A 21,863-nucleotide genomic window follows, 5' to 3' on the forward strand; every position below is an offset into this window, starting at 1 on the left:
GGCCTCGCGGCGCTCCTTCATCGAGCGCCAACCCAAGAAGTAAGAAGGAAGACGTGCATGCAGCCGCTGGCTGAGAACATCTGGGTCAATGGCGAACTGACGCCGTGGGCCGACGCCAAGATCCACGTCATGAGCCATGCGCTCCATTACGGCACCTCGGTGTTCGAAGGCATCCGCGTCTATGACACGCCCAACGGCCCGCGCGGCTTCCGCCTGCGCGAGCACGTCCGCCGCCTGTTCGACAGCGCCCGCATCTATCATATCCAACTGCCCTACACTGAGGACGAGCTGGTCGAAGCCTGCAATCTGGTGGTGCGGACCGAGGGGCTGCGTTCGGCCTATATCCGCCCCATCGCCTTCCTGGGCCAGTGCGGCATGGGCGTGACGCCACAGCCGCAGAACATGAACGTCGACATCGCCATCGCCGCCTTCACCTGGGGCGCCTATCTGGGCGAAGAGGCGCTGGAGAAGGGCGTGGACGCCTGCGTCTCCAGCTGGAACCGCACCGCGCCGAACACTACGCCGTCGGCGGCCAAGGCAGGCGGCAACTACCTGTCCTCATATCTGATCGGCCGTGAGGCCCGCGTTGGCGGCTTTGGCGAAGGCATCGCCCTGGGCGTCGATGGGCGTCTGTCCGAAGGGGCGGGCGAGAACCTGTTCGTGGTCAAGGACGGAAAGGTCATGACCCCGCCCGCTGCCAACTCCATCCTGATGGGCATTACGCGCGACAGCGTCATCAAGCTGGCCAAGGCCCAAGGGTATGAGGTCATCGAACAGGCCATGCCGCGCGAAGCCCTGTACCTGGCCGACGAAATCTTCATGACCGGCACCGCCGCAGAGATCACGCCGGTGCGTTCGGTCGACGGCATCACCACCCGGGCCGCAGGGCCTGGCCCGGTGACCAAAGCGATCAACAACGCTTTCCGCGGCCTGTTCACGGGCGAGACGCCGGACACCTTCGGCTGGCTGGAGCCGATTGACGCGCCCGCAGAGAAACGGACGCCTGAATATGCCTAAGACCCTGTTCGACAAGGTCTGGGACGCCCACGTCGTGCGGTCGGAAACGGCCGAGACGCCGGGGGTTCTGTATATCGACCTGCACCTGGTCCACGAAGTCACCAGCCCGCAGGCGTTCAGCGAGATCGAGGCGCGCGGCCTGAAGGTGCGTCGCCCCGACCGCACCTATGCGACCCTGGACCACTCGACCCCGACCCTGCCTGCGGGGCTGAACGGCCTGAAGCCCTATGTCACCGCCCAGGCCGAGGCCCAGGTGCACACGCTGGAGCGCAACTGCGCCGCCCACGGGGTGCGTCTGGCCGGTTGGGATTCTGATGATCGCGGCGTGGTCCACGTCATGGGGCCGGAACTGGGCCTGACCCAACCGGGCATGACGGTCGTCTGCGGCGACAGCCACACGGCGACGCACGGCGCCTTCGGTGCGCTGGCCTTCGGCATCGGCACCTCGGAAGTCGGCCATGTGCTGGCGACGCAGTGCCTGTTGCAGCGCAAGGCCAGGTCCATGCGCGTGACCGTGACCGGGCGACTGCAGCCCGGTGTGTCGGGCAAGGATGTCGCCCTGGCCGTCATCGCCGCCATCGGGTTCGGCGGCGGCACCGGCTATGTCATAGAATATGCGGGCGAGGCGGTGCGGTCGCTGGACATGGAAGGGCGCATGACCCTGTGCAACATGTCCATCGAGGCCGGTGCGCGTGCGGGCATGATCGCCCCCGACCAGACGACCATCGACTGGCTGCGCGGACGCAAGAATGTCCCGGCGGATTATGAGGCGGCGGCGGCTGAGTGGCTGACGCTGGCGACCGATCCCGGCGCGGTCTTCGACAAGGAGGTCGTGTTGGACGGCGCGGCCATCCGTCCGATGGCGACCTGGGGCACGACCCCGGACGCAGGCGCGCCCATCGGTTCGCCGGTGCCGCAGCCCCAGTCGGATTCCGACCGCAAGGCCATCGCCTATATGGGCTTCACCGCAGGCGAGGCGACGACCAACCAGCCGGTGGACGTGGTCTTCATCGGCTCCTGCACCAATGGCCGTCTGCCTGACCTGCGCGCCGCCGCCGAGGTGCTGCGCGGCCGCAAGGTGAAGCCGGGCCTGCGGATGCTGGTGGTGCCCGGTTCGGAGGCTGTGCGTCGCGACGCCGAGGCCGAAGGTCTGCACGAGGTCTTCATCGCCGCCGGGGCCGAATGGCGCATTCCCGGCTGTTCGATGTGCATCGCCATGAACGGCGATGTGGTGGCGCCGGGGCAACTGGCCGTCTCGACCTCCAACCGCAATTTCGAAGGGCGTCAGGGCAAGGACGCTCGCACCATTCTGGCCAGCCCCGCCACGGCGGCGGCGACGGCGGTGGCGGGCGTGCTGACCGACCCGCGCGTCTTCCTGCGTGAGACGATAGGAGCGCAAAATGTCTGAGCCGTTCCAGGTTTTGACGTCGAGGACGGTCACGCTCAGCCAGGCCAATATCGACACTGACCAGATCATCCCGGCCCGCTTCCTGACCACCACGACCCGCGAGGGGCTGGGCAAGGCGGCCTTCTATGACTGGCGCTATGAGGGCGATGGATCGGAAAAGCCCGAGGCCATCCTGAACCGCATCGACCCGGCTGAGCATCGCATCCTGCTGGCCGGAAAGAATTTCGCCTGCGGCTCGTCGCGCGAACATGCGCCCTGGGCCCTGTACGACTATGGGTTCCGGGCGGTGATCTCGACCGAGATTGCTGACATTTTTACATCGAATGCGCTGAAAAACGGCCTGCTGCCCATCGTGGTCAGTCAGGCGGTTTGGGACGATCTGGCGTCGCAGCCGGATCAGCCCGTGACGATCGACCTTCAGGCGAACGAGATCCGGCGCGGCAATGCGCTGCCCGTGCCGTTCGGGGTCGAATCCTTCGCCCGTCAGTGCCTGCTGGACGGGGTGGACACCCTGGGCTGGCTGCAATCAAACCTGCCTGAGATCGAAGCGTTCGAGCGTTCGAGAGAGACCATCTGATGACCAACGCCGCCCCCAAGACCTATAATGTCGTCCTGCTGCCCGGCGACGGCGTCGGCCCCGAAGTGACCAGCGCCGCGCGCAGCGTGCTGTCGGTCATCGGCGACTTCTACGGCCACGTCTTCAACTTCTCCGAACACCTGATCGGCGGCGCGGCCATCGACGCCACGGGCGACCCTCTGCCGGATGCGACGCGCGAGGCCTGCCTGGCCGCTGACGCCGTATTCCTGGGCGCTGTCGGCGGACCCAAGTGGGATGGCGGCAAGCGCCGTCCCGAGGAAGGTCTGCTGGCCATCCGCAAGGCGATGGGCCTGTTCGCCAACCTGCGTCCGCTGCAGGTTTCGCCCGTCCTGGCGCACCGTTCGCCGCTGAAGAAGGAGATCGTCGAAGGCGTCGATCTGATCGTCTTCCGCGAACTGACCGGCGGCGTCTATTTCGGCAAGAAGACGCGCGACGAAAAGGGCGCCACGGACCTGTGCGAATATACGGTGGTGGAGATCGAGCGCGTCGCCCGCGCCGCCTTCCAGACCGCCCAGCAGCGTCGCGGCAAGGTCACCTCGGTCGACAAGGCCAATGTGATGGAGACCAGCCGCCTGTGGCGCGAGGTCGTGACCCGCATCCACGCAGAGGAATACCCCGAGATCACCCTGGAGCACGCCCTGGTCGACTCCATGGCCATGCACCTGATCCGCAAGCCGCGCGAATATGACGTCATCCTGACCGAGAATATGTTCGGCGACATCCTGTCGGACGAGATTTCGGTTCTGGGCGGCTCCATCGGCCTGCTGCCGTCGGCCTCGCTGGGTACGGAAGGGCCGGGCCTGTTCGAACCGATCCACGGGTCGGCGCCGGACATCGCCGGGCAGGACCTGGCCAATCCGATCGGCGGCATCCTGTCGGCGGCCCTGCTGCTGCGCCACAGCCTGAAGCTGGAAGACGAGGCGGACGCCATCGAAGGCGCCGTCGCCGCCGTGCTGGCGTCAGGCGCCGTCACCGCTGATCTGGGCGGCGAACTGGGGACGCGGGCCGCTGCGGACGCCGTCATCGACGCTCTGCGCGCCATCCACTGGGCGGCGGCGCATCGGGTGCAGATGCACTGGGCGTAAAGGCGGCGAACGAGGGCCGAATTTCTGACCCTCAAGCGCGGCTATTGGCGCCACAAAATATCGAGAAGAGATCGCATAATCGCATGATTGTGCGATCTCTTTAATTTTACTGATGACGGGTGCAAGAAAATTGCGCCGTTTACGTCATGCCCCCTTGCGCAGTTCGCAATTGCGGTAGCACCTTCGCAATTGCGAGATTGCAAAGGGGGTACCAGTTGATGTCGCATGTTGGAAACCGTCTCCGGGGAGGAGCCGCGCTCCTCCTGTCTTCACTTGTATTTCTAGCCGCAGGCGCGGCTGAAGCGCAGGCCGCCGTCCCTGCGCTGCTGGGTCATCAGACGGCGCTTGAATTAGACGGCGCCGGCACAGCCTGGCTTGGCGTCTCCACCGCCCTGGTTCTGCTGATGACCCTCCCCGGTCTGGCGCTGTTCTACGGCGGCATGGTGCGGCGCAAAAACGTCATCGCCACCATCACACAGTCGGTCGGCGTCTTCTCGGTCGTGACCCTGGTCTGGTTCATCGCCGGATACAGCATCGCCTTCGGCGCCAACGCAGACCCGACGCTGCAGAAGTTCGTCGGCAATCTGGACATGCTGTTCCTGAATGGCGTGACGCTCGAAACGGCCAACAAGCTGCTGCCGGGCATTCCAGAGTTTCTCTGGATTTCGTTCCAGCTGACCTTCGCCATCATCACGCCCGCCCTGATTACCGGCGCCTTCGCCGAGCGGTTCAAATACTCGGCCCTGCTGCTGTTCACCGCCTTGTGGTCGCTGCTGATCTACGCCCCCATCTGTCACTGGGTCTGGGGCGGGGGCTTCCTGGGCGGCGCGGGCGTTCTGGACTTTGCAGGCGGCGCCGTCGTCCACGTCAACTCAGGCGTCGCGGGTCTGGTCTGTGCTATCTTCCTGGGCCGTCGCAAGGGCTATGGGGTTGAGCCGATCACCGCGCACAACCCGGTTCTGACCCTGATTGGCGCCAGCCTGCTGCTGGTCGGCTGGATCGGCTTCAACGCCGGGTCGGCAGGCGCCGCCAACGCCCTGATGGGCGTCGCCCTGATCAACACGCTTCTGGCGGCTGCGGCTGCGGCCCTGGCCTGGAAGGTGATCGAAGTCATCGAGAAGAAGAAGATCTCGCTGATCGGCATGTTGTCGGGCGTGGTCGCAGGCCTGGTCGGCATCACGCCGGCCGCAGGCTTCGTCGATCCGAAGGGCGCGGTTCTGATCGGCCTGATCTGCGGCGTCGTCTGCTACGCCTCGTCGGTCTGGATCAAGAAGCTGCTGCGTTATGACGACTCGCTGGACGCCTTCGGCATCCACGGCGCAGGGGGCCTGGTCGGCGCCTTGCTGACGGGCGTGTTCGCCACTACGGCGATCAACAGCGCGTCCGAAGGCGCCAACATCGGCGCCCAGGCGCTGGGTCTGTTCTGGACCATTCTCTACAGCGCGGTCGGCACCTTCATCATCCTGCTGATCTGCAAGTACACGACCGGCCTTCGCGTCAGCGAGGCCGAAGAGGCGGCCGGTCTGGACACCTCGCTGCACGGCGAAGTGCTGGACCACTGAGACTGCAATCGGGCGCGGCTCCCAATCCCGCGCCCGATCATCTTCCGCTCCATGCGGAAATCACAGCTTCAATCAAATCGAGGGGATACGATTATGAGAGCTCATGTCTTGTTTGCGGCCTCGGCCGTTTCGGCCGCCTTCGCCCTGATGGGCGCAGCGCCTGCCTTGGCCGGTGATGTCGCGTTCAACATCGGCGCAACCAACAACTATGTGTTTCGCGGCCTGACCCAGACGGACGAAAAGTTCGCAGTTCAGGGCGGATTGGACTTCGCCACCGAAGGGGGCTTCTACGCCGGGGCCTGGGCGTCGAATGTCGATTTCAAGGATGGCACCGACGCGGAAATCGACCTGTACGGGGGATACAGGACAGAGGCGGCGGGTTTCGCCTGGGATGTCGGCGTCATCGCCTACAGCTATGTCGGGGCGCCCAGCGGCGTCAGCTACAACAACTATGAGGTCAAGGTCGGCGCCTCGCGGGCCTTTGGTCCGGCGACGGTGGGGGCGACCCTGTACTATTCGCCCGACAGTTGGGGCGTTGAGAACGAAAGCCTCTATGCCGAGCTGACCGCCGCCTACACGGTTTCGGACAAGATCGCGGTGTCGGGCGCCGTCGGCCGTCAGACCTTCGATCCGGGCTCCGACTATACGACGTGGAACCTGGGCGGGACCTATGCCCTGACCGATAAGCTGGGTCTGGACCTGCGCTATTACGACACGAACCTGAGCGGCTATGACGACGCGTTCGTCGTGTCCCTGAAGGCGGCCTTCTGATCGGCTGAGCCGTCAGGCAGATAAGGAAAGCCCCCCGATCCTGGCGGATCGGGGGGCTTTTTTATTATCGAGCGTAGCGGCTTTGGACCGGCTCGTAGTTGTCCCAGACCTTGCCGTCCGCCAGCGAGCGAAGCAGCTTCAGGTACTCGGCATGGGTCCAGGCCAGCGGCGTGGCCGAGTCCGTGTTCTGACCCAGCTTGTAGTCGCGGCTCGTCGGGTTGCCGACGCCGTCCCACACCTGTTCCGCCAACATCAGGCCGTCGTTGGCGAAACGCTCCATGCCCCGGACATAGGTCTGGCGGATGGCGGCGATGTCGGCGGCGGACGGCGTGCCGTTCACGCTGGCGCGGGCCAGTTCATAGTGTCCGCGTTCGCCGGTGAAGAAGGGCCAGACCCGGCCGCGCTGGCCGGGGCTCATCTCGCCGCCGACGCCGTAGTTGGCGCCCGTCTGCCAGTCTTCGCCGTAGCCATCGACGCCGTAACGGCGCCAGCCCGGCGTCTTGTCGCCTTCAGGACCGAAGTCGTAGCGCACGCGGTACAGCGGCTCCAGCGACTGGTCGTCATAGACGGGCAGGGTGGACAGGATGTGCGGATCGTCGGCGCGACGCACGCCATAGCGGACCAACTCCAGGAAGCCGCCGTCGATGATGCGGTCTTCAGGGGCGGCGACCTGACCATTGGCGACGCCCATCGGCCCCTTGTCGTTCGGGTTCGCATTCTGCGTGATGCGGATGAAGTAGCGGCCGTCGCCGAAGTCCCCGTTGGTCGTGAACATCGTGGCCTCGATCTTGGAGGCGTAGTCGTCGGCGGCGGCCTGATAGCGGGCCGCACCCGTCGCGTCGCCCGAAGCCCGCGCCATTTCCGCCGCGACGGTCAGGCCGGCGATGACGGCGGCGGTGCTGGACGGCGAATAGCCCTGCTGCTCTTCCCAGCGTTCCTGCTGGGTGAAGGGCGGCTTGATCTCGGCGTCGTTCCACAACAGGCCGACCTTGCCGCCATCGACCAGGAAGTCGGCGGCAGGCTTCAGCATGGCGTTATAGTGCTGGGTCATCTGGGCGTCGGACAGCCAGCCCATCTTCCACAGGCGATAGCCCAGCATGATCGGCATGGCCGTCTGATCAAGCTGGACCGCAACCCATTCCAGTTCGCCGTCGACGTGGGTCTTCTGCAGGAACCAGCCGCCGACGCCGGTGTTGCCGGGCGTGTTCGGTCCGACCTGCACCTGCGGCAGATAGTTGAAGGCGGCCAGCGGCGTTTCCTTGTCGCCCATCGCGGCCAGGGCCATCGCCACCTGATAGAAGTCGCGCGGCCAGACGGCCTTGTAGCCGGTCGAGGACTTGGACGCGTCCACCGTGTCGCCCCACGGGTTGGACAGCGAGGCGATCAGGGCGCCCGCGTGGGTGCGGTCTTCCTGCACCTTCAGCATCAGGGCCGAGGCGTAGGCCAGCTTGCCGCCGTCGGTGGACTGGGCGGCCAGGCGCGGCAGTTCGGTCAGGGAGGCGATATAGTCCTCCCAGCCCACGCGGTCGCCTTCGCCGTTGAAGCGGGCCAGGACTTCGTCAAGGCCGGTGGCGAACGAGCCGTCAGCCGCCGCCTGGGCCGCCGCTTCGCTGTCGCCGAAGCCGATGACGAAGTCGCGTGTCAGGGTCTGGCCGCGACGCAACGACGGCAGGGCGCCGGTCATCATGGTGTTGCCGGACTCATCGCCCGTCGAGGCGTAGGTCCAGTCCATCTTGCCGTCCTTGAGGTCGGTCAGGCCGTCGGACACGCCGACGAAGCCGACGCTAGCGGCGGTGAACGGCTGGCTGGGCTTCAGCACCAGATGGGTGTCGCCTTCCCAGGCGTGGAAGGCCTGGCGCGTGACCACGCCGCGGTCATTGATGCCGGTGTTGGCGATGTGCGGCTCAAGCAGCAGATAGGGCGTGGCCTGGCCGGTCAGCGACTTGATGGTGACGCGCAGAACCAGGGCGTTGCGGTCCGGGTCGGTGAAGATCTGCTTCTGGATTTCGAAGCGGCCGTTCTTGTCGCGCGTGGTGACGCGATAGGCGGGCGACAGGGGGCGGCCTTCTGCATCGGTGTGCAGGTATTCGGTGCGTTCGGTCGTGTCCGGGCCTTCCAGCGCCAGACCTTGCGGGGTGACCACGGCGAAGCGCAGCGCCTTGATCTGCGCCTCGTGGATCAGGCCGTACATGGTCTCGGTCAGGACGCCGTCGGCGATCGAGAACCAGACCTTGGACACGGCGCCGGTCGGGCCGCCGTCACGGTACTGACCATCGACATAGGCCTCATAGGAGGCGCCGGCGCCGGTCTTGGCCGCAGTGGACCAGTTCGGCGCAATGCCGGGCGCGCCGGGCGCCACAGACTGGGCGGCGGCGACAGTGGACAGGGCCAGACTGGCCGCGCCGGTCAGGCAGAGAAGTTTCATTGTACGCATAGGATCCTCACGAGGTTTGCGTGGGGCGAGGGGAAAGAAGGAAGGTCAGGGGAACATCCAGGCGGCTGTTCCATGAGGCTTCGGTGTGTTGCGCGCCGGGGAAGACCAGGCTGCGGAAATGGTCGGCGTCATAGCCGCGAGCGCGGAAGACCTGATCAATGCGGGTCTGGAACTCGCCGTAGAACTGATCGAGGGTTTCATCGCCCCGGTCGAAATAGAAGCGATGCGATCCGGCGGCAGGCAGGCCTGCTGCGATCACACCTGTCCAGGCGGCGACCAGACGTTCGCGCCAGGACTGAAGGGCCGGACCGTCTTCCAGCCCATCGACCTTCAACGGCCAGTGGGTCGACAGACAGGCGGCGGCGGAGAAGACGTCGGGCCGCTTCATCACCGCCTGCAGCGAGATCAGCCCGCCCATGCTGGAGCCGCTGATCGTCGTGTCCGCTGGTCCGGTCAGGGTGCGATAGGTCCGGTCGATGAGCGGCTTCAGCTCCTCGACCAGGAAGCGGATGTAGGCTTCGGACAGGGACGGCCCGCCGTAGATGGCCTGCACCTCGTCGCGCATGTCGGCGGGCAGGGCGTCGATCAGGTCGGCAGGCAGGTATTCGCGCAGGCGCAGGTCGGTGTTCCAGACGCCAACGACAATGGGCGCGCGCACCTGGCCGCTGGCGATCAGGCGGTCCAGATGCTCGTCCACGCCCCATTCGCCGAAGTTGGCGGTCGCGGCGTCGAACAGATTCTGCCCGTCATGCATGTAGAGGACAGGATAACGGGTGTCGGACGCCTCATATCCGGGCGGCAGCCAGACCCCGACGTTGCGCGACTTCACATGGGCCGAAGCGACAGCCTCATGCAGCACCAGACGCCCGGCCTTGGGCGCTTCGGCGAATGCGGGGCCGGCGAAGGGCAGGGCGGCGCCCAGAGCCAGCAGGGTGCGGCGGTTCATGCGCGGTGTTCCTTCACCAGCAGGGCGCTGCCTGCCGCCAGAACGAACGAGATCGCGCCCAGCACCAGGGCCCAGATGGCCTGGCCGCCGAACAGGGTCTTCAGGATCAGGCCCAGAACCGTCGCCGCCAGCAGCTGCGGCACAACGATGAAGATGTTGAAGACGCCCATATAGACGCCCATTTTCCGGTCCGGCACCGCCGCTGACAGGATGGCGTACGGCATGGACACGACCGAGGCCCAGGCGAAGCCGACGCCGATCATCGGCAGCCACAGCAGGCCTGGATCGCGAATGGCGAAGATGCCGAACAGGCCCAGCGCGCCGAGCAACAGCATCAGGGCGTGGGTCGCCTTGCGGCCGATGCGCTTGGCCAGGACCGGCAGGGTGAAGGCCGCCAGGGCCGCCACGCCATTATAGACGCCGAACAGGACCCCGACCCAGTCGGCCCCTTCGGCATAGGCGCGCGAGGTCGTGCTGGTCGCGCCGTAGTGGACGCTGGTCACCGCCGCCGTGGTGTAGATCCACATGGCGAACAGGGCGAACCAGGTGAAGAACTGCACCACCGCCAGGCCGCGCATGGTGTCGGGCATGCGGAAGATGTCGTTGACGATTTCGGTCACCGCATTGGTGATGCTGCGGCGCTGCATCATGCCCACCGCGATCTGCAACAGGCCAAAGCCCGCGAAGAAGCCCGCCAGGATCAGCAGCTCCTTCTCCAGATTCAGCGCCGTGATCAGGACGAAGCCCAACAGGCCCAGCACGCCGCAGATCAGGCCGGACGTCATCCAGCCCTGAATGGTGCGGGCCGGCGCCTCAGGGCCGTCCTCGGCCTGGAGGCCCAGCGACGCCTGTCTGGCGCGCTCGAAGGCCGCGATCTGTTCGGGGGTGTATTCCTTGGTCGATAGGACGGTCCACAGCACCGCCGAGAACAGGCCGACGGCGCCGACGTAGAAGGCGATCTTGACCGACAGGGGCACCACGCCTTCCGCCGCCGTGGAGACAACGCCGAACACGTTCGACAGCAGCCACGGCAGGACCGAGGCGAACACGGCGCCCGCGCCGATGAAGAAGCTCTGCATCGCATAGCCGGTGGTGCGCTGCTCTTCCGGCAGGTTGTCGCCGACGAAGGCGCGGAACGGCTCCATCGTGATGTTGATCGAGGCGTCCATGATCCACAGCATGGCCGCGGCGAACCACAGGCTGGGGCTGTTGGGCATGGCGATCAGCGCCAGGGTGGTCAGGATCGCCCCGACCAGGAAATAGGGGCGACGACGCCCGAACCGCGTCCACGTCTTGTCGCTGAAATGGCCGATGATCGGTTGGATCAACAGGCCGGTCAGCGGCGCCGCGATCCAAAGGATCGCCAGCGAATCCACCTCGGCGCCCAGGGTCTGGAAGATCCGGCTGGTGTTGGCGTTCTGCAGTCCAAATCCGATCTGGATGCCGAAGAAGCCGACGCACATGTTCCAGATCGCCAGGCCGGACAGGCGCGGGCGGATGGCGTGGAGTGGTCCGGGCGTCACCTTGCTCATCTGCGGGCGCGTCCGATCGGCACGAAGCGGATGGCCTGGCCGCCGCCGGGGGCCAGGGCCAGCGTCAGCGTGTCCGCCGAGGTGACGTTGCGCTGCTCGATGATGATGTCCTCGCGCTTGCCCTTGTAGTCGGCGTCCGGCCCGTCACGATAGATTTCGGCGCGGTAGCGGCGGCCGGCGTCCAGGAAGTCCAGGCTGGCGCTCAGAACGCGCGGGTGTTCGTCGGTCACGGCGCCCAGGGCCCAGACGTCGGATGCGCGGTCCTTGCGCACGGTGACGACATAGTCGCCAAGCTCGGCGGCCAGGGTGCGGCTTTCAGACCAGTCGCACGGCACGTCCTTGATGAACTGGAACGGGCCGGGGTTGGCCTCGTAGTTGACCAGCAGGTCCGCCGCCATCTGGATGGGGCTGTAGATGACGACATACAACGCCAACTGCTTGGCCCAGGTCGTCTGCACGCCGCCGGGGCTGCGCGTCTCCATGCCGAAGATGCCCGGCGTATAGTCCATCGGTCCGGCCAGCAGGCGGGTGAAGACAAGATTGGCTTCGTGCTCGGGCGGATTGCCGGGGTTGCCCCAGGCCGAATATTCCATCCCGCGCTGGCCTTCGCGGCTGATCATGTTGGGATAGGTGCGGCGCAGGCCGGTGTCCTTGAACGGCTCGTGCGCGTTGACGGCGACCTTGTGGCGGGCGCCGACCTCGATCACCCGCATGTGGTGCTGAGCCATCGCCTGGCTTTCGTGCCACGCCATGACCGACTGGCCGTCCGGTCCAGCCACGCGCGCGCCCTGGGCGTCGGCGACATAGCCGGTCTTCACCGAATGGACGCCCAGACGCTCATACAGCGCCATCGCGGGCTCAAGCTGCTGTTCGTAGTGGAAGGCGTTGCCGCCCGTTTCGTGGTGGCCGATCAGCTGCACGCCCTTGGAGCGGGCGTAGGCGCAGACCGCGTCGATGTCGAAGTCAGGATAGGCTTCGGTGAAGCTGAAGTCCGAGCCGTTGGCGAACCACTGGCCGTCCCAGCCCTTGTTCCAGCCCTCGACCAGAACCCCGCCGAAGCCGTGCTTGGCCGCGAAGTCGATGTGCTTGATCGTGTTCTCGGTGGTGGCGCCGTGGTTGGGGCCGGACGCCCAGCTCTTCAGCTCCAGGTGCATCTCCCACCAGACCCCGACGTATTTCATCGGCTTGAACCAGCTGACGTCGCCCAGCTTGTTGGGCTCGTTCAGGTTCAGGATCAGGCTGGAATCGATCAGGCCTGCAGGGCTGTCCGAAATCTGCAGCGTGCGCCACGGGGTGTTGAACGGCGCAGTCCGCACCACGGCGGCGTTGGTCAGGCCGGGCGTCAGCTGGGCGCGGAAGCCGGTGCCCTCGGAGCGGCGCAGGTTCATGCCCGCATAGTCGATGCAGGCCGCTTCGTGGATCGAGACGTGCAGCCCGGACTGGCCCTTGACCGTCATCGGCGTCTGAGCGCTGCCGACAGCGTCGATCGGCGTGCGGCTGTAGAGATATTCCTCGCGGTTCCATTCCCAGGCAGGGCACCACAGGGCCTCGCCGTTTTCGGCCAGATTGAACTCGGTGATCTCCGAGCCGATTCGGACGGTCTTCAGCGCGGGCTGGTCGGGGAACTCGTAGCGGAAGCCCAGACCGTCGTCATACAGGCGGAAGACCACGTCGACGCGGCGGCCCAGGGCGCCGGTCTCGACATAGCTGACGCGCCATTCGTTGTAGTGGTTGCGGATGAAGCGGCGCTCGCCCCACGGCTGCTCCCAGGTGTCGTCGACAGTGACGGGCTGACCCGCCGTGACGGCCAGGCCGCGTTCGATGGCGGGGGCGTCGGTCAGCAGGAAGCCCAGCTTGGACGGCGCGACCACGACCCGGCCCTGACGCAGGACGGCGTACATCGGACGCCCGTCATTGTCGGTGAAGGCCTCGACCGTCAGCACGCCGCCGGGCGACGAGGCGCGGGCGTGGGTGGGCGAGGTCTGTGCGCGAACGCCGGTGGCGCCGAACGCCAGAAGGGAGGCCCCGCCAAGGGCCAGGAAGGATCTGCGTTGCATCATGGGAACTCCGTTACGCCGCCTCTTGCCAACCGCCGCGAACGGTGGCTGAAATATTTGCAGAAAAGTTTGCAGCCGCAACAGGCTGCTGTGAGGACCCGCGACCTTGAGCCGCAAGACCACCCGACTGGAAGACATCGCGCGCCTGGCGGGCGTGTCCATCGCCACAGCCTCCCGCGCCCTGAATGACAGCCCCGCCGTCAATGACCGCACCAAACAGCTGATCTGGAAGCTGGCCAAGGAGCATGACTATCCGTTCCGCCGCCACATGCCTGCCGGGCCCATCGGCGCACAGGGCACCATCGCCCTGGTCGTGCCGCGTCCGCAGGGACGGGAAGGGCGTCTGAGCGACCCCTTCTTCCTGGAGCTTCTGGCCGGTGTGGGCGAGGCGGCGCGCGAACGCGGCTGCGACCTGCTGATGAGCCACATCTCGCCCGCCAACTACGAAGAACTGTCGGCGGCCCTGAACACCAGCCGGGCTGACGGAGTGATCTTCCTGGGCCAGTCCAGCCTGCATTCGGCCTTCAACCGCCTGGTCGACGCCGATCATCGGTTCGTCGTCTGGGGCGCCGAACTGCCCGAGCAGGACTACTGCTCCATCGGCTCCGACAACACCTTCGGCGGCCGTCGCGCGACCCTGCACCTGGCGCGTCTGGGGCGTCAGCGCATCGTCTTCCTGGGCGATCTTGATCCGCCCGAGGCCATGCAGCGGCATCGCGGCTATCTGGATGCTCTGGGGCAGGCGGGCCTGGCGGTTGCGCCAGACCTGATCGTTCCGGCCCATTTCGAGGTCGAATCCGCGGAGGCTGCGGTGGACGCCCTGATCCGGCGCGGCGTGGACTTCGACGGCATTGTCGCCGCGTCTGACCAGATCGCCCTGGGCGCCGTGCGGGCCCTGCTGCACGCCGGCGTCGACGTGCCGGGCAAGGTCTCGGTCATCGGCTTCGACAATGTGCCCTTCAGCCGCTACTCGCGCCCGGCCCTGTCCACCATCGCCCAGGACACCATGAAGGCCGGACGGCTGATGGTGTCCAAGCTGCTGGACCACGGCGGAGGCGATCTCGGCGCCGGTGTCGGCCGCTCGGAACGGGTGCCGACCGAATTGATCGTGCGCGAGACCTGCGGCGGCTGACATCGTCACGTCGCCTCGGTCGGCAGGGCGAACAGCAGGCCGGTCAACGGGGCCAGTCGGGCGCCGTCGGCTTCGGTCCAGTTGATGGCTTCGATGCGGCGCGCGCCTGCGGGCGGCGTCCACTCGACAGCCTCGTGGCCCAGATTGAACACGCACAGCAGGCGTTCGCCGTCGGCGCCGCCACGCTCGAAGCGTTCGAACATCAGAAGGCCCTGCGGGCCGTCCACCAGCTCCAACCCGCCCAGACGCAGGGCGGGATGACGCTTGCGCAGGCCGATGATGCGGCGCGCGACATGCAGGGTCGATTTTGGATCGGCTTCCTGGGCGTCGACGGCCATCGCGAGGTGGCGCGGATCGACCGGCAGCCAGGGTTCGACCGTCGAGAAGCCTGCGTTGGGCGCCGAGGCGACCCAGGGAATCGGCGTGCGCGCGCCGTCGCGGCCCAGCGTCTGGGGCCAGTTGGCGATGGCCTCGGGATCGACCAGCCGCTCGAACGGCACATGGGCCTGCGGCAGCCCCAGCTCCTCGCCCTGATAGACGAAGACATTGCCGCGCAGGCACATCAGCAGCAGCAGCGCCATCTCGGCGAAGGCCTTCTCGTCGCGGCCCTCTGCCCAGCGCGACACGGCGCGCGGCGCATCGTGGTTCGAGAAGGTCCACGAGGGCCAGCCCTCGCCCTGCTGATCGGGCCACATGCTGTCGCCAATGCCGATCAGCTCGGCCTTCAGCGCATCCGCATAGAGGTAGAGGAAGCCGTAGGCCGAGTGCAGACGATCATCGCCCGCAGTGAATTCCTTCATCTCACGGTCGGCGTGGTCGCCGCCGACCTCCGCCACCGTGAACCGCCCATCATAGCTGTCCGTCAGGTCGCGGATGCGGTTCAGGAAGCCGATGATCTCGGGGTGGGACTGGTTGTAGATCTTGTCCTGAAAGTCGAACGGACGGGTGCGCTTGCGACCATCGTTGATCGGCGGATTGTCGCGCAGGCTGGGGTCGTGGATGGCGAAATTGATGGCGTCCAGACGGAAGCCGTCCACGCCGCGATCCAGCCAGAAACGGGCGGCGGCGATCAGGGCGACCTGAACCTCGGGATTGCGCACGTTCAGCTGGGGCTGCGAGCTGAGGAAGTTGTGCATGTAGTACTGGCCGCGGCGTGCGTCCCAGGTCCATGCGGGGCCGCCGAACACCGACTGCCAGTTCGACGGCGGCGAGCCGTCCGGCTTGGCGTCGGCCCAGACGTACCAGTCGGCGTGTCTGCTGTTGCGGCTAGAGCGGCTGTCCAGGAACCAGTCGTGTTCGTCCGAGGTGTGCGAGAAGACTTGATCGATGACGACCTTCAGGCCCAGAGCCTTGGCGCGCGTGGCCAGGGCGTCGAAATCAGCCAGGTTCCCGAAGATCGGATCGACGTCGCAATAGTCCGAGACGTCATAGCCGAAATCCTTCATCGGCGACTTGAAGAACGGCGACAGCCACACGCCGTCCACGCCCAGAGACGCGATGTGGTCCAGGTGGTCCGTGATGCCCTTCAGGTCGCCGACCCCGTCGTTGTTGGAGTCCGCAAAGCTGCGCGGATAGACCTGATACAGGATCGCGCCGCGCCACCATTCGCGCGTCTTGGCCGTCGTCCGGGAGATTTCGACGAGGTCTGTGGAATGGTGGTTCACTAGGCGCTCTTGCAGATGAGATAGTCGAGGGGAGGGACGGTGACGCCATAGCTGGCGGGTGCGGACGCCTTGGGCGCGCACTGGCCGCGCAGGCTGCGCCAGTTCAGCGAGCCGGGCTCGACCTCGACCTGGGCCGAGATCGGGGCGGTGGAGGTGTTGAACACGACCAGCACCTCTGCGCCGTCGTCGCCCATGCGCGAAATGGCGAACAGGCCCGGCTTGTCGCCATAGGCGCGCGTGACCTGACGGCCGCGACGCAGTGTGGGCTCGGCGGCGCGGATGCGGCCCATTTCGGCGATGGCGCGATACAGGGGCGCGTCAGTGGAATAGGCCGGCTGGCGTCCGCCGATAGGGGTTTCGGCCGCGTAGATCGGCGTCTGGCTGTCGAACATGTCCTGACGCGAGTTGCCGTAGCCGCCCGCGCCCGCAAAACCCTGTTCGTCGCCGTAATACAGGGTCGGCACGCCGCGGCTGAACATCATCAGGGCGTGCGCCAGCTTGACCCGCGCCAGCAGTTCCGCGTCGCTCGCGTCCGGGTTGGCTTCCTTGATGAAATAGGCCGCACGGCCCATGTCGTGGTTGCCCAGGAAGGTTGGCAGGATGGCGGCGGTGTCGCGCCCGTCGGCATAGACGGCGTCGGCCTCGAACAGGCGCGCCAGGGCGTCCGTTCCGCTCTTGCCGGACGCCACATCCACAGCCTGCTTCTGGAAGCCGAAGTCCAGGACGGCGGGGAAGCTGTCGTCCTTGGTGAACCGCGCCAGGGTGGCGGGATCGGCGTCGAAGACTTCGCCGAAGATGTGGAAGTTGGGAATGCCCTTGGCCTTGGCCCGCTCCAGCATCGCGGGGATGAAGGCCTGCCAGAACTCGGGGTTCACGTGACGGGCGGTGTCGATGCGGTAGCCGTCGATGCCGTATTTGTCGATCCAGCCGCCGAAGATGTCGATCATGCCCTGCACGACCACCGGATCTTCGGTGAACAGGTCGTCCAGCCCGGCGAAATCACCGTCCAGCGAGCTTTCGCCTGCAAACGTGCTCTCGCCGCGATTGTGGTAGTGAATCGGATCGTTCAGCCAGGCGGGAACCTTGACGTTCTCCTCACCGGCGGGGACGTAGGGGGTGTAGGCGTAGTCCGGGCGGGTCAGGCGCGAGAAGTCGCGGCCGTCGAAACCTTCGTTGATCGGGGCGCCGTTCACGCCGCCGCGGCGCGTGTAGGGATAGTCGGCCCGGCTGCGATAGACGCAGTCGTTTTCGGGGCATTCGCGATATTGGATCACGTCGGCCGTGTGGTTGGTGACGATGTCCAGATAGACCTTCATGCCGCGCGCATGGGCCGCCTCGACCAGGGCGTGCATCGTGGCGTCGTCGCCGAAGTGCGGGTCAACGGCGGTGAAGTCCGTGATCCAGTAGCCGTGGTGGGCGGCGCCGGTGTAGCCGGCGCGCGACTGTACGGGCTTGTTCTTGAAGATGGGGGCCAGCCAGACCGCCGTCGCGCCCAGACCCTGGATATAGTCCAGCCGCTGGATCAGGCCGGCCAGATCGCCGCCGTGGTAAAAATCCGTGTCAGACGGGTCAAAGCCGCTTTTCAGCCGCTCGGCGGCATAGCCCCCGTGGTCGTTTGAGACGTCGCCATTGGCGAACCGGTCGACCAGCAGGAAGTAGATCACCTCATCCTGCGGCAGGCGCTGGCGCACGGCCGAGGCGGCGTCAGTGCGCGTCTGGGCCTGGGTTGGAGCGGCGCTGAGCAGGGTCGCAAGCGCTGCTGCGGCGGCCAGTGCGGCTTTTCTGGAACGTCTGATGGTCATTCTCGTCCTCCCGTACGCCTGGAAAGTGCAAAGCCTTCCAAGTCGATTTGCAAGATTTTGCAGCCTGAGCCGCCGGTGTCAATGTGGTGCGAAATGGTGCGCTGCAGCGGCAAGGCGGCAATGTGTCGCTGTTCGGCTGCGATATTTCGGCAAAACACGGTCATGAATGAAGACGCAAATGGGGTTCCTACATTAACGGCTTGCAACATTGTCTGAGATTTGCATATTTTTGCGTGGCGTTAGGTCGCGGCATTTAGAACCGCGATCAGCCCATAGGGAGGATGATCATGCTTCAAGGTATCAATCGCCGCACGCGTTTGCTGTCGGGGGTCGCATTCGGCGCGGCGGCTCTGATGGCGGTCGGCTCCGCACAGGCGCAGACAGCGCCTGCACAAAGCGACCAGACGACCGACGTCGGCGATGTCGTCGTCACCGGCATCCGTCGCTCCATCGAGGCCTCGATCGCCGCCAAGGCCGCGAACACCTCGATCGTCGAAGTCATTTCGGCTGAAGACATCGGCAAGCTGCCGGACGTGTCGATCGCTGAATCCCTGGCGCGCCTGCCTGGCGTGACGATGCAGCGCCTTGACGGCCGCAGCCAGCAGATCTCGATCCGCGGCCTTGGCCCCGATTTCACCACGGCCCTGCTGAACGGCCGTGAACTGGTCACCACCGGCGACAACCGGGGTGTCGAGTTCGACCAGTTTCCTTCCGAACTGCTGAACAGCGTCGTCGTCTATAAGACGCCGGATGCGGCCCTGGTCGGCCAGGGTCTGGCCGGCACGGTCGATCTGCGCACGGTTCGCCCGCTGGCCTACGGCCGTCGCGCCATGGTCGCCAACTACCGCCATGAGTGGAACGACATCGGCGCCCTGAACTCGGGCACGACCGACAAGGGCGACCGCTATACCCTGTCCTACATCGACCAGTTCGCTGACGGCACCATCGGCGTGGCCCTGGGTTACGCCCACATGTCGTCGCCCTATCAGTCCGAGCGCTTCAACGCCTGGGGCTATCCGGAATACAGCGACGGCAATCTGCTGACGGGCGGCGTGAAGCCCTATGTCATGTCCAGCGAACTGGAGCGTGACGGCTATATGGGCGTGCTGGAATGGCGCCCCAACGACCGCATCCACTCCACGATCGACGCCTTCTATTCCAAGTTCAAGAACACCCAGGTCCTGCGCGGCATCGAGTTCCCGCTGGCGTGGGGTGGAAGCGCCCAATCTGCTGATGGAGCTTGCGACGCTGTCGGCAACGTCGCCACGCCCGACGTCTGCCGCCCCGGTCCGTCGCTGCGTCCGGGCTACACCGTCGACAACGGCATGATCGTCGCGGGCACCTGGGACAACATCAAGGGCGTTGTCCGCAACGACCTGAACAAGCGCGACAGCACCATCACCGCCGTCGGCTGGAACACCGAGTTCGTGGCCAATGACGACTGGACCCTGGGTCTGGACGTCAACTACTCCAAGGTCGAGCGCAACGACATCATTCTGGAGACCAACGCCGGTACGGGCCGCAACATCAACGGCGCCCTGGACACCATGGGCTTCCAACTGACCGGCGACGGCGTGACCCGCTTCACCAGCCAGCTCAACTATGCTGACCCGAACCTGATCAAGATCACCAGCCCGCAGGGCTGGGGCGGGGACGTGATCCCTGGCGGTCAGGCCGGTTACATGAACACGCCGAGCATCGAGGACGAGATCAAGGCTGTCCGCCTGACGGCGCGTCGTGAACTGCACCAGAGCCCGTTCAAGTCGATCGACTTCGGCTTCAACTATTCGGAACGCACCAAGAGCTTCGTCAACGACCAGTATTATCTGGCCGTGCCGGGCGGCGGCGACCTGACCATCGGTTCGCAGTTCCTGCTGGCCCCGACCGACCTGGGCTATCTGGGTATTTCGGAGGTGATCAGCTACGACGCTCTGGCCCTGGTCAACAGCGGCGCGCTGAACAAGCTGCGCAACCCGAACGCCGACGTCGCCGCCGGCAACTGGGGCGTGACGGAAAAGGTCTCGACCGCCTACGTCCGCGCCAACATCGACCACAACCTGTTCGGCCGCGCCCTGACCGGCAACGTCGGCATGCAGTTCGTCTATACGGAACAGTCGAGCAGCGGCTTTGAGGCTCAGCAGCTCAGCGAAGGCGTCGCCGCAGTGGCGAACGTTCGCGGCGGCGTCGACTATCTGGAGATCCTGCCCAGCTCGAACTTCATCCTGGAAGTCAGCGACGACCTGTTCGCCCGCTTCTCGGTCGCCCGCACCCTGGCGCGCCCGCGGATGGACGACATGCGCGCCTCGCGGAACTTCTCGTTCAATCCGGGCAACAACAATGAAAATGCGACGCCTGAGCAGAACTCACCGTGGAGCGGCGGCGGCGGAAACCCCCTGCTGAAGCCTTTCATTGCCGACGTAGTAGACTTGTCGGTCGAGAAGTATTTCGCCAATCGCAAGGGCTATGTCTCGCTGGCCGGTTTCTACAAGAACCTCGAAAGCTACGTTTACACCTACAATCGCATCTTCGACTTCACCGGTTATCCGACGGGGATTGAGGTACCTAAGATCAACGAGGGTATTCTCACCACTCCCGAGAACGGCAATGGCGGCTGGATCAAGGGGCTGGAGTTCTCGGTCTCGGCGCCGTTCAGCATTTTCCATCCGGCGCTTGAAGGCTTCGGGGGTCTGTTCAGCGCCTCGGTCACGGACAGCAAGGTCCAGCCTGATCCGGCCAATCCGCCGACCACCATGCCGGGCCTGTCGGAAACTGTTCTGAACGGCACGCTCTATTATGAGCGCTACGGCTTCCAGACGCGCGTTTCCGCCCGCTACCGCTCGGACTACCTGGGTGAAGTCGCCGGCTTCGGCAACGGCCGCACCCTGCGTTCGGTCGGCGAAGAAACCATCGTCGACGCCCAGATCGGCTACGAGTTCCAGTCGGGCCCGCTGCAGGGTCTGTCGATCCTGGCGCAGGTCAACAACCTGACGGACGAGCCGTTCAAGACCTTCGAGAACGGCGATGAGCGCCGGACCATCGACTACCAGAGCTATGGCCGCACCTATGCGGTGGGTCTGAACTACCGCTTCTGATTTTTTCCCTCTGAGCAACTTGGGCCGCTTCGTTTCCGAAGCGGCCTTTTTTGCGCCTGGTCTGGAGCCGACGGGGTGGCGCGCGGGCATGAAAAAGGGCGCGGAGCCTTCGCTCCGCGCCCTTTGATCGACAGGCCTGGCGGTCAGCCTTCGATGAGGTTCTGCAGAATGACCTCAAGGCGTTGGCGCATCTCTTCGGCTTCGTCCGGGGTCAGGCTGAACTGGCCGCCGCCCAGTTCGCGGCTGACGGACATGCCCATCAGGAAACCGGCCAGCAGACGGGCGCGTACGACGGCGTTTTCGCCGCCGATCCATTCCTCCAGCGGGCCGAAGAAGCGGGCCGCGCAGGTGTTCTGAACCATTTCCGCCGCCCGCGCCGACCCGACCGAGCGCAGCATGATGGACATGGCTTTAAGCTTTTCGGCCTTCTTGGGCTCATAGACGATCTCGTGCGACACACGGCGTCCGAAGTCGGCCTTGTCGCCCTGCATCAGCTGGCTGCCGTCGCCGCAGCTGTCCAGCGCGGCGAGGAAGAGTTCGTCCTTGGAGCCGAAATATCGACTGATCAACGCAGCATCGACGCCGACGTCACGCGCGATGTCGCGCATTCCGACATCATCATAGCTGTCGGCGGCGAACCGTTCACGCGCGGCGTCGAGAATGGCCGTACGCGTCGCTGCGGCGTTTCTCGGGCGGGGGCCGGTGCACAACAAGGCTCTCAAAACTCCACTAAGAAAGGGCGGATGTAATAACCGTAACTCCC

At 65.7% G+C, this 21,863-nt stretch carries 15 protein-coding genes; 8 read left to right on the forward strand and 7 right to left on the reverse strand.

The genetic code is table 11. The annotated features are described in order from the left end of the window. Nucleotides 1–57: 57 nt before the first annotated feature. The 6 genes from JKF87_RS01985 (at nucleotide 58) to JKF87_RS02010 (ending at nucleotide 6,441) form a co-directional block, all read left to right on the forward strand. The gene (locus tag JKF87_RS01985) at nucleotides 58–1,017 is read left to right on the forward strand and encodes a branched-chain amino acid transaminase (RefSeq protein WP_201096801.1); all 960 of its coding nucleotides are present in this window, start codon (nucleotides 58–60) and stop codon (nucleotides 1,015–1,017) included. After that, a complete protein-coding gene (gene leuC / locus JKF87_RS01990) occupies nucleotides 1,010–2,425 on the forward strand; it encodes a 3-isopropylmalate dehydratase large subunit (protein ID WP_201096803.1) in 1,416 nt (471 codons plus the stop codon). Before JKF87_RS01985 ends, leuC begins: the two co-directional genes overlap by 8 nt. Next, nucleotides 2,418–3,002: a 3-isopropylmalate dehydratase small subunit gene (gene leuD / locus JKF87_RS01995; RefSeq protein WP_201096805.1), complete on the forward strand. Its 585-nt coding sequence runs from the start codon at nucleotides 2,418–2,420 to the stop codon at nucleotides 3,000–3,002. Before leuC ends, leuD begins: the two co-directional genes overlap by 8 nt. Next, nucleotides 3,002–4,108 carry a 3-isopropylmalate dehydrogenase gene (gene leuB / locus JKF87_RS02000; protein ID WP_201096807.1) on the forward strand — a complete coding sequence of 369 codons (1,107 nt, stop codon included), beginning with the start codon at nucleotides 3,002–3,004 and terminating at the stop codon, nucleotides 4,106–4,108. Before leuD ends, leuB begins: the two co-directional genes overlap by 1 nt. Before the next feature lie 218 nt (nucleotides 4,109–4,326). Next, the gene (locus tag JKF87_RS02005) at nucleotides 4,327–5,670 is read left to right on the forward strand and encodes an ammonium transporter (protein ID WP_201096809.1); all 1,344 of its coding nucleotides are present in this window, start codon (nucleotides 4,327–4,329) and stop codon (nucleotides 5,668–5,670) included. Between the two features lie 93 nt (nucleotides 5,671–5,763). Next, the gene (locus JKF87_RS02010) at nucleotides 5,764–6,441 is read left to right on the forward strand and encodes a TorF family putative porin (RefSeq protein ID WP_201096811.1); all 678 of its coding nucleotides are present in this window, start codon (nucleotides 5,764–5,766) and stop codon (nucleotides 6,439–6,441) included. A gap of 64 nt (nucleotides 6,442–6,505) precedes the next feature. On the opposite strand, the gene JKF87_RS02015 is transcribed toward JKF87_RS02010, so the two are convergent. The 4 genes from JKF87_RS02015 to JKF87_RS02030 are packed head-to-tail and all read right to left on the reverse strand — an operon-like array spanning nucleotide 6,506 to nucleotide 13,410. Beyond that, nucleotides 6,506–8,875 carry a glucan 1,4-alpha-glucosidase gene (locus tag JKF87_RS02015; RefSeq protein ID WP_201096813.1) on the reverse strand — a complete coding sequence of 790 codons (2,370 nt, stop codon included), beginning with the start codon at nucleotides 8,873–8,875 and terminating at the stop codon, nucleotides 6,506–6,508. Between the two features lie 7 nt (nucleotides 8,876–8,882). Beyond that, entirely contained in the window at nucleotides 8,883–9,821 is a 939-nt protein-coding gene (locus JKF87_RS02020; RefSeq protein WP_201096814.1) for an alpha/beta hydrolase, read from the reverse strand. Beyond that, entirely contained in the window at nucleotides 9,818–11,353 is a 1,536-nt protein-coding gene (locus JKF87_RS02025) for an MFS transporter (protein WP_201096815.1), read from the reverse strand. Before JKF87_RS02025 ends, JKF87_RS02020 begins: the two co-directional genes overlap by 4 nt. After that, entirely contained in the window at nucleotides 11,350–13,410 is a 2,061-nt protein-coding gene (locus tag JKF87_RS02030) for a glycoside hydrolase family 97 protein (protein WP_236261026.1), read from the reverse strand. The genes JKF87_RS02025 and JKF87_RS02030 overlap by 4 nt, the downstream gene beginning before the upstream one ends. Nucleotides 13,411–13,516: 106 nt before the next feature. On the opposite strand from JKF87_RS02030, the gene JKF87_RS02035 reads away from it, so the two are divergent. Continuing rightward, on the forward strand, nucleotides 13,517–14,542 hold the full coding sequence (locus JKF87_RS02035) for a LacI family DNA-binding transcriptional regulator (RefSeq protein ID WP_201096817.1): 1,026 nt from the start codon (nucleotides 13,517–13,519) through the stop codon (nucleotides 14,540–14,542). 5 nt (nucleotides 14,543–14,547) lie between these two features. On the opposite strand, the gene JKF87_RS02040 is transcribed toward JKF87_RS02035, so the two are convergent. Beyond that, nucleotides 14,548–16,206 (reverse strand): alpha-amylase family glycosyl hydrolase, encoded by a 1,659-nt coding sequence (locus JKF87_RS02040; protein WP_307417237.1) that lies wholly within the window; start codon nucleotides 16,204–16,206, stop codon nucleotides 14,548–14,550. After that, entirely contained in the window at nucleotides 16,206–18,008 is a 1,803-nt protein-coding gene (locus JKF87_RS02045; RefSeq protein ID WP_201096818.1) for an alpha-amylase family glycosyl hydrolase, read from the reverse strand. Before JKF87_RS02045 ends, JKF87_RS02040 begins: the two co-directional genes overlap by 1 nt. A gap of 287 nt (nucleotides 18,009–18,295) precedes the next feature. Between JKF87_RS02045 and JKF87_RS02050 the strand changes: the two genes are divergently transcribed. Beyond that, a complete protein-coding gene (locus tag JKF87_RS02050; protein WP_201096820.1) occupies nucleotides 18,296–21,100 on the forward strand; it encodes a TonB-dependent receptor in 2,805 nt (934 codons plus the stop codon). A gap of 143 nt (nucleotides 21,101–21,243) precedes the next feature. Here JKF87_RS02050 and JKF87_RS02055 read toward each other — a convergent pair whose 3' ends face one another. Beyond that, the gene (locus tag JKF87_RS02055; RefSeq protein WP_236261027.1) at nucleotides 21,244–21,810 is read right to left on the reverse strand and encodes a TetR/AcrR family transcriptional regulator; all 567 of its coding nucleotides are present in this window, start codon (nucleotides 21,808–21,810) and stop codon (nucleotides 21,244–21,246) included. Nucleotides 21,811–21,863 lie beyond the last annotated feature (53 nt).

Source organism: Brevundimonas nasdae, from assembly GCF_016654005.1.
GTDB lineage: Bacteria > Pseudomonadota > Alphaproteobacteria > Caulobacterales > Caulobacteraceae > Brevundimonas > Brevundimonas nasdae.

Coding starts and splice junctions, on each gene's coding strand:
- JKF87_RS02010 (WP_201096811.1), top strand. CDS start 5,764: ATGAGAGCTCATGTCTTGTTTGCGGCCTCGGCCGTTTCGGCCGCCTTC.
- JKF87_RS02005 (WP_201096809.1), top strand. CDS start 4,327: ATGTCGCATGTTGGAAACCGTCTCCGGGGAGGAGCCGCGCTCCTCCTG.
- JKF87_RS01985 (WP_201096801.1), top strand. CDS start 58: ATGCAGCCGCTGGCTGAGAACATCTGGGTCAATGGCGAACTGACGCCG.
- leuD (WP_201096805.1), top strand. CDS start 2,418: ATGTCTGAGCCGTTCCAGGTTTTGACGTCGAGGACGGTCACGCTCAGC.
- JKF87_RS02015 (WP_201096813.1), bottom strand. CDS start 8,875: ATGCGTACAATGAAACTTCTCTGCCTGACCGGCGCGGCCAGTCTGGCC.
- leuC (WP_201096803.1), top strand. CDS start 1,010: ATGCCTAAGACCCTGTTCGACAAGGTCTGGGACGCCCACGTCGTGCGG.
- JKF87_RS02050 (WP_201096820.1), top strand. CDS start 18,296: ATGCTTCAAGGTATCAATCGCCGCACGCGTTTGCTGTCGGGGGTCGCA.
- JKF87_RS02045 (WP_201096818.1), bottom strand. CDS start 18,008: ATGACCATCAGACGTTCCAGAAAAGCCGCACTGGCCGCCGCAGCAGCG.
- JKF87_RS02020 (WP_201096814.1), bottom strand. CDS start 9,821: ATGAACCGCCGCACCCTGCTGGCTCTGGGCGCCGCCCTGCCCTTCGCC.
- JKF87_RS02025 (WP_201096815.1), bottom strand. CDS start 11,353: ATGAGCAAGGTGACGCCCGGACCACTCCACGCCATCCGCCCGCGCCTG.
- leuB (WP_201096807.1), top strand. CDS start 3,002: ATGACCAACGCCGCCCCCAAGACCTATAATGTCGTCCTGCTGCCCGGC.
- JKF87_RS02030 (WP_236261026.1), bottom strand. CDS start 13,410: ATGCAACGCAGATCCTTCCTGGCCCTTGGCGGGGCCTCCCTTCTGGCG.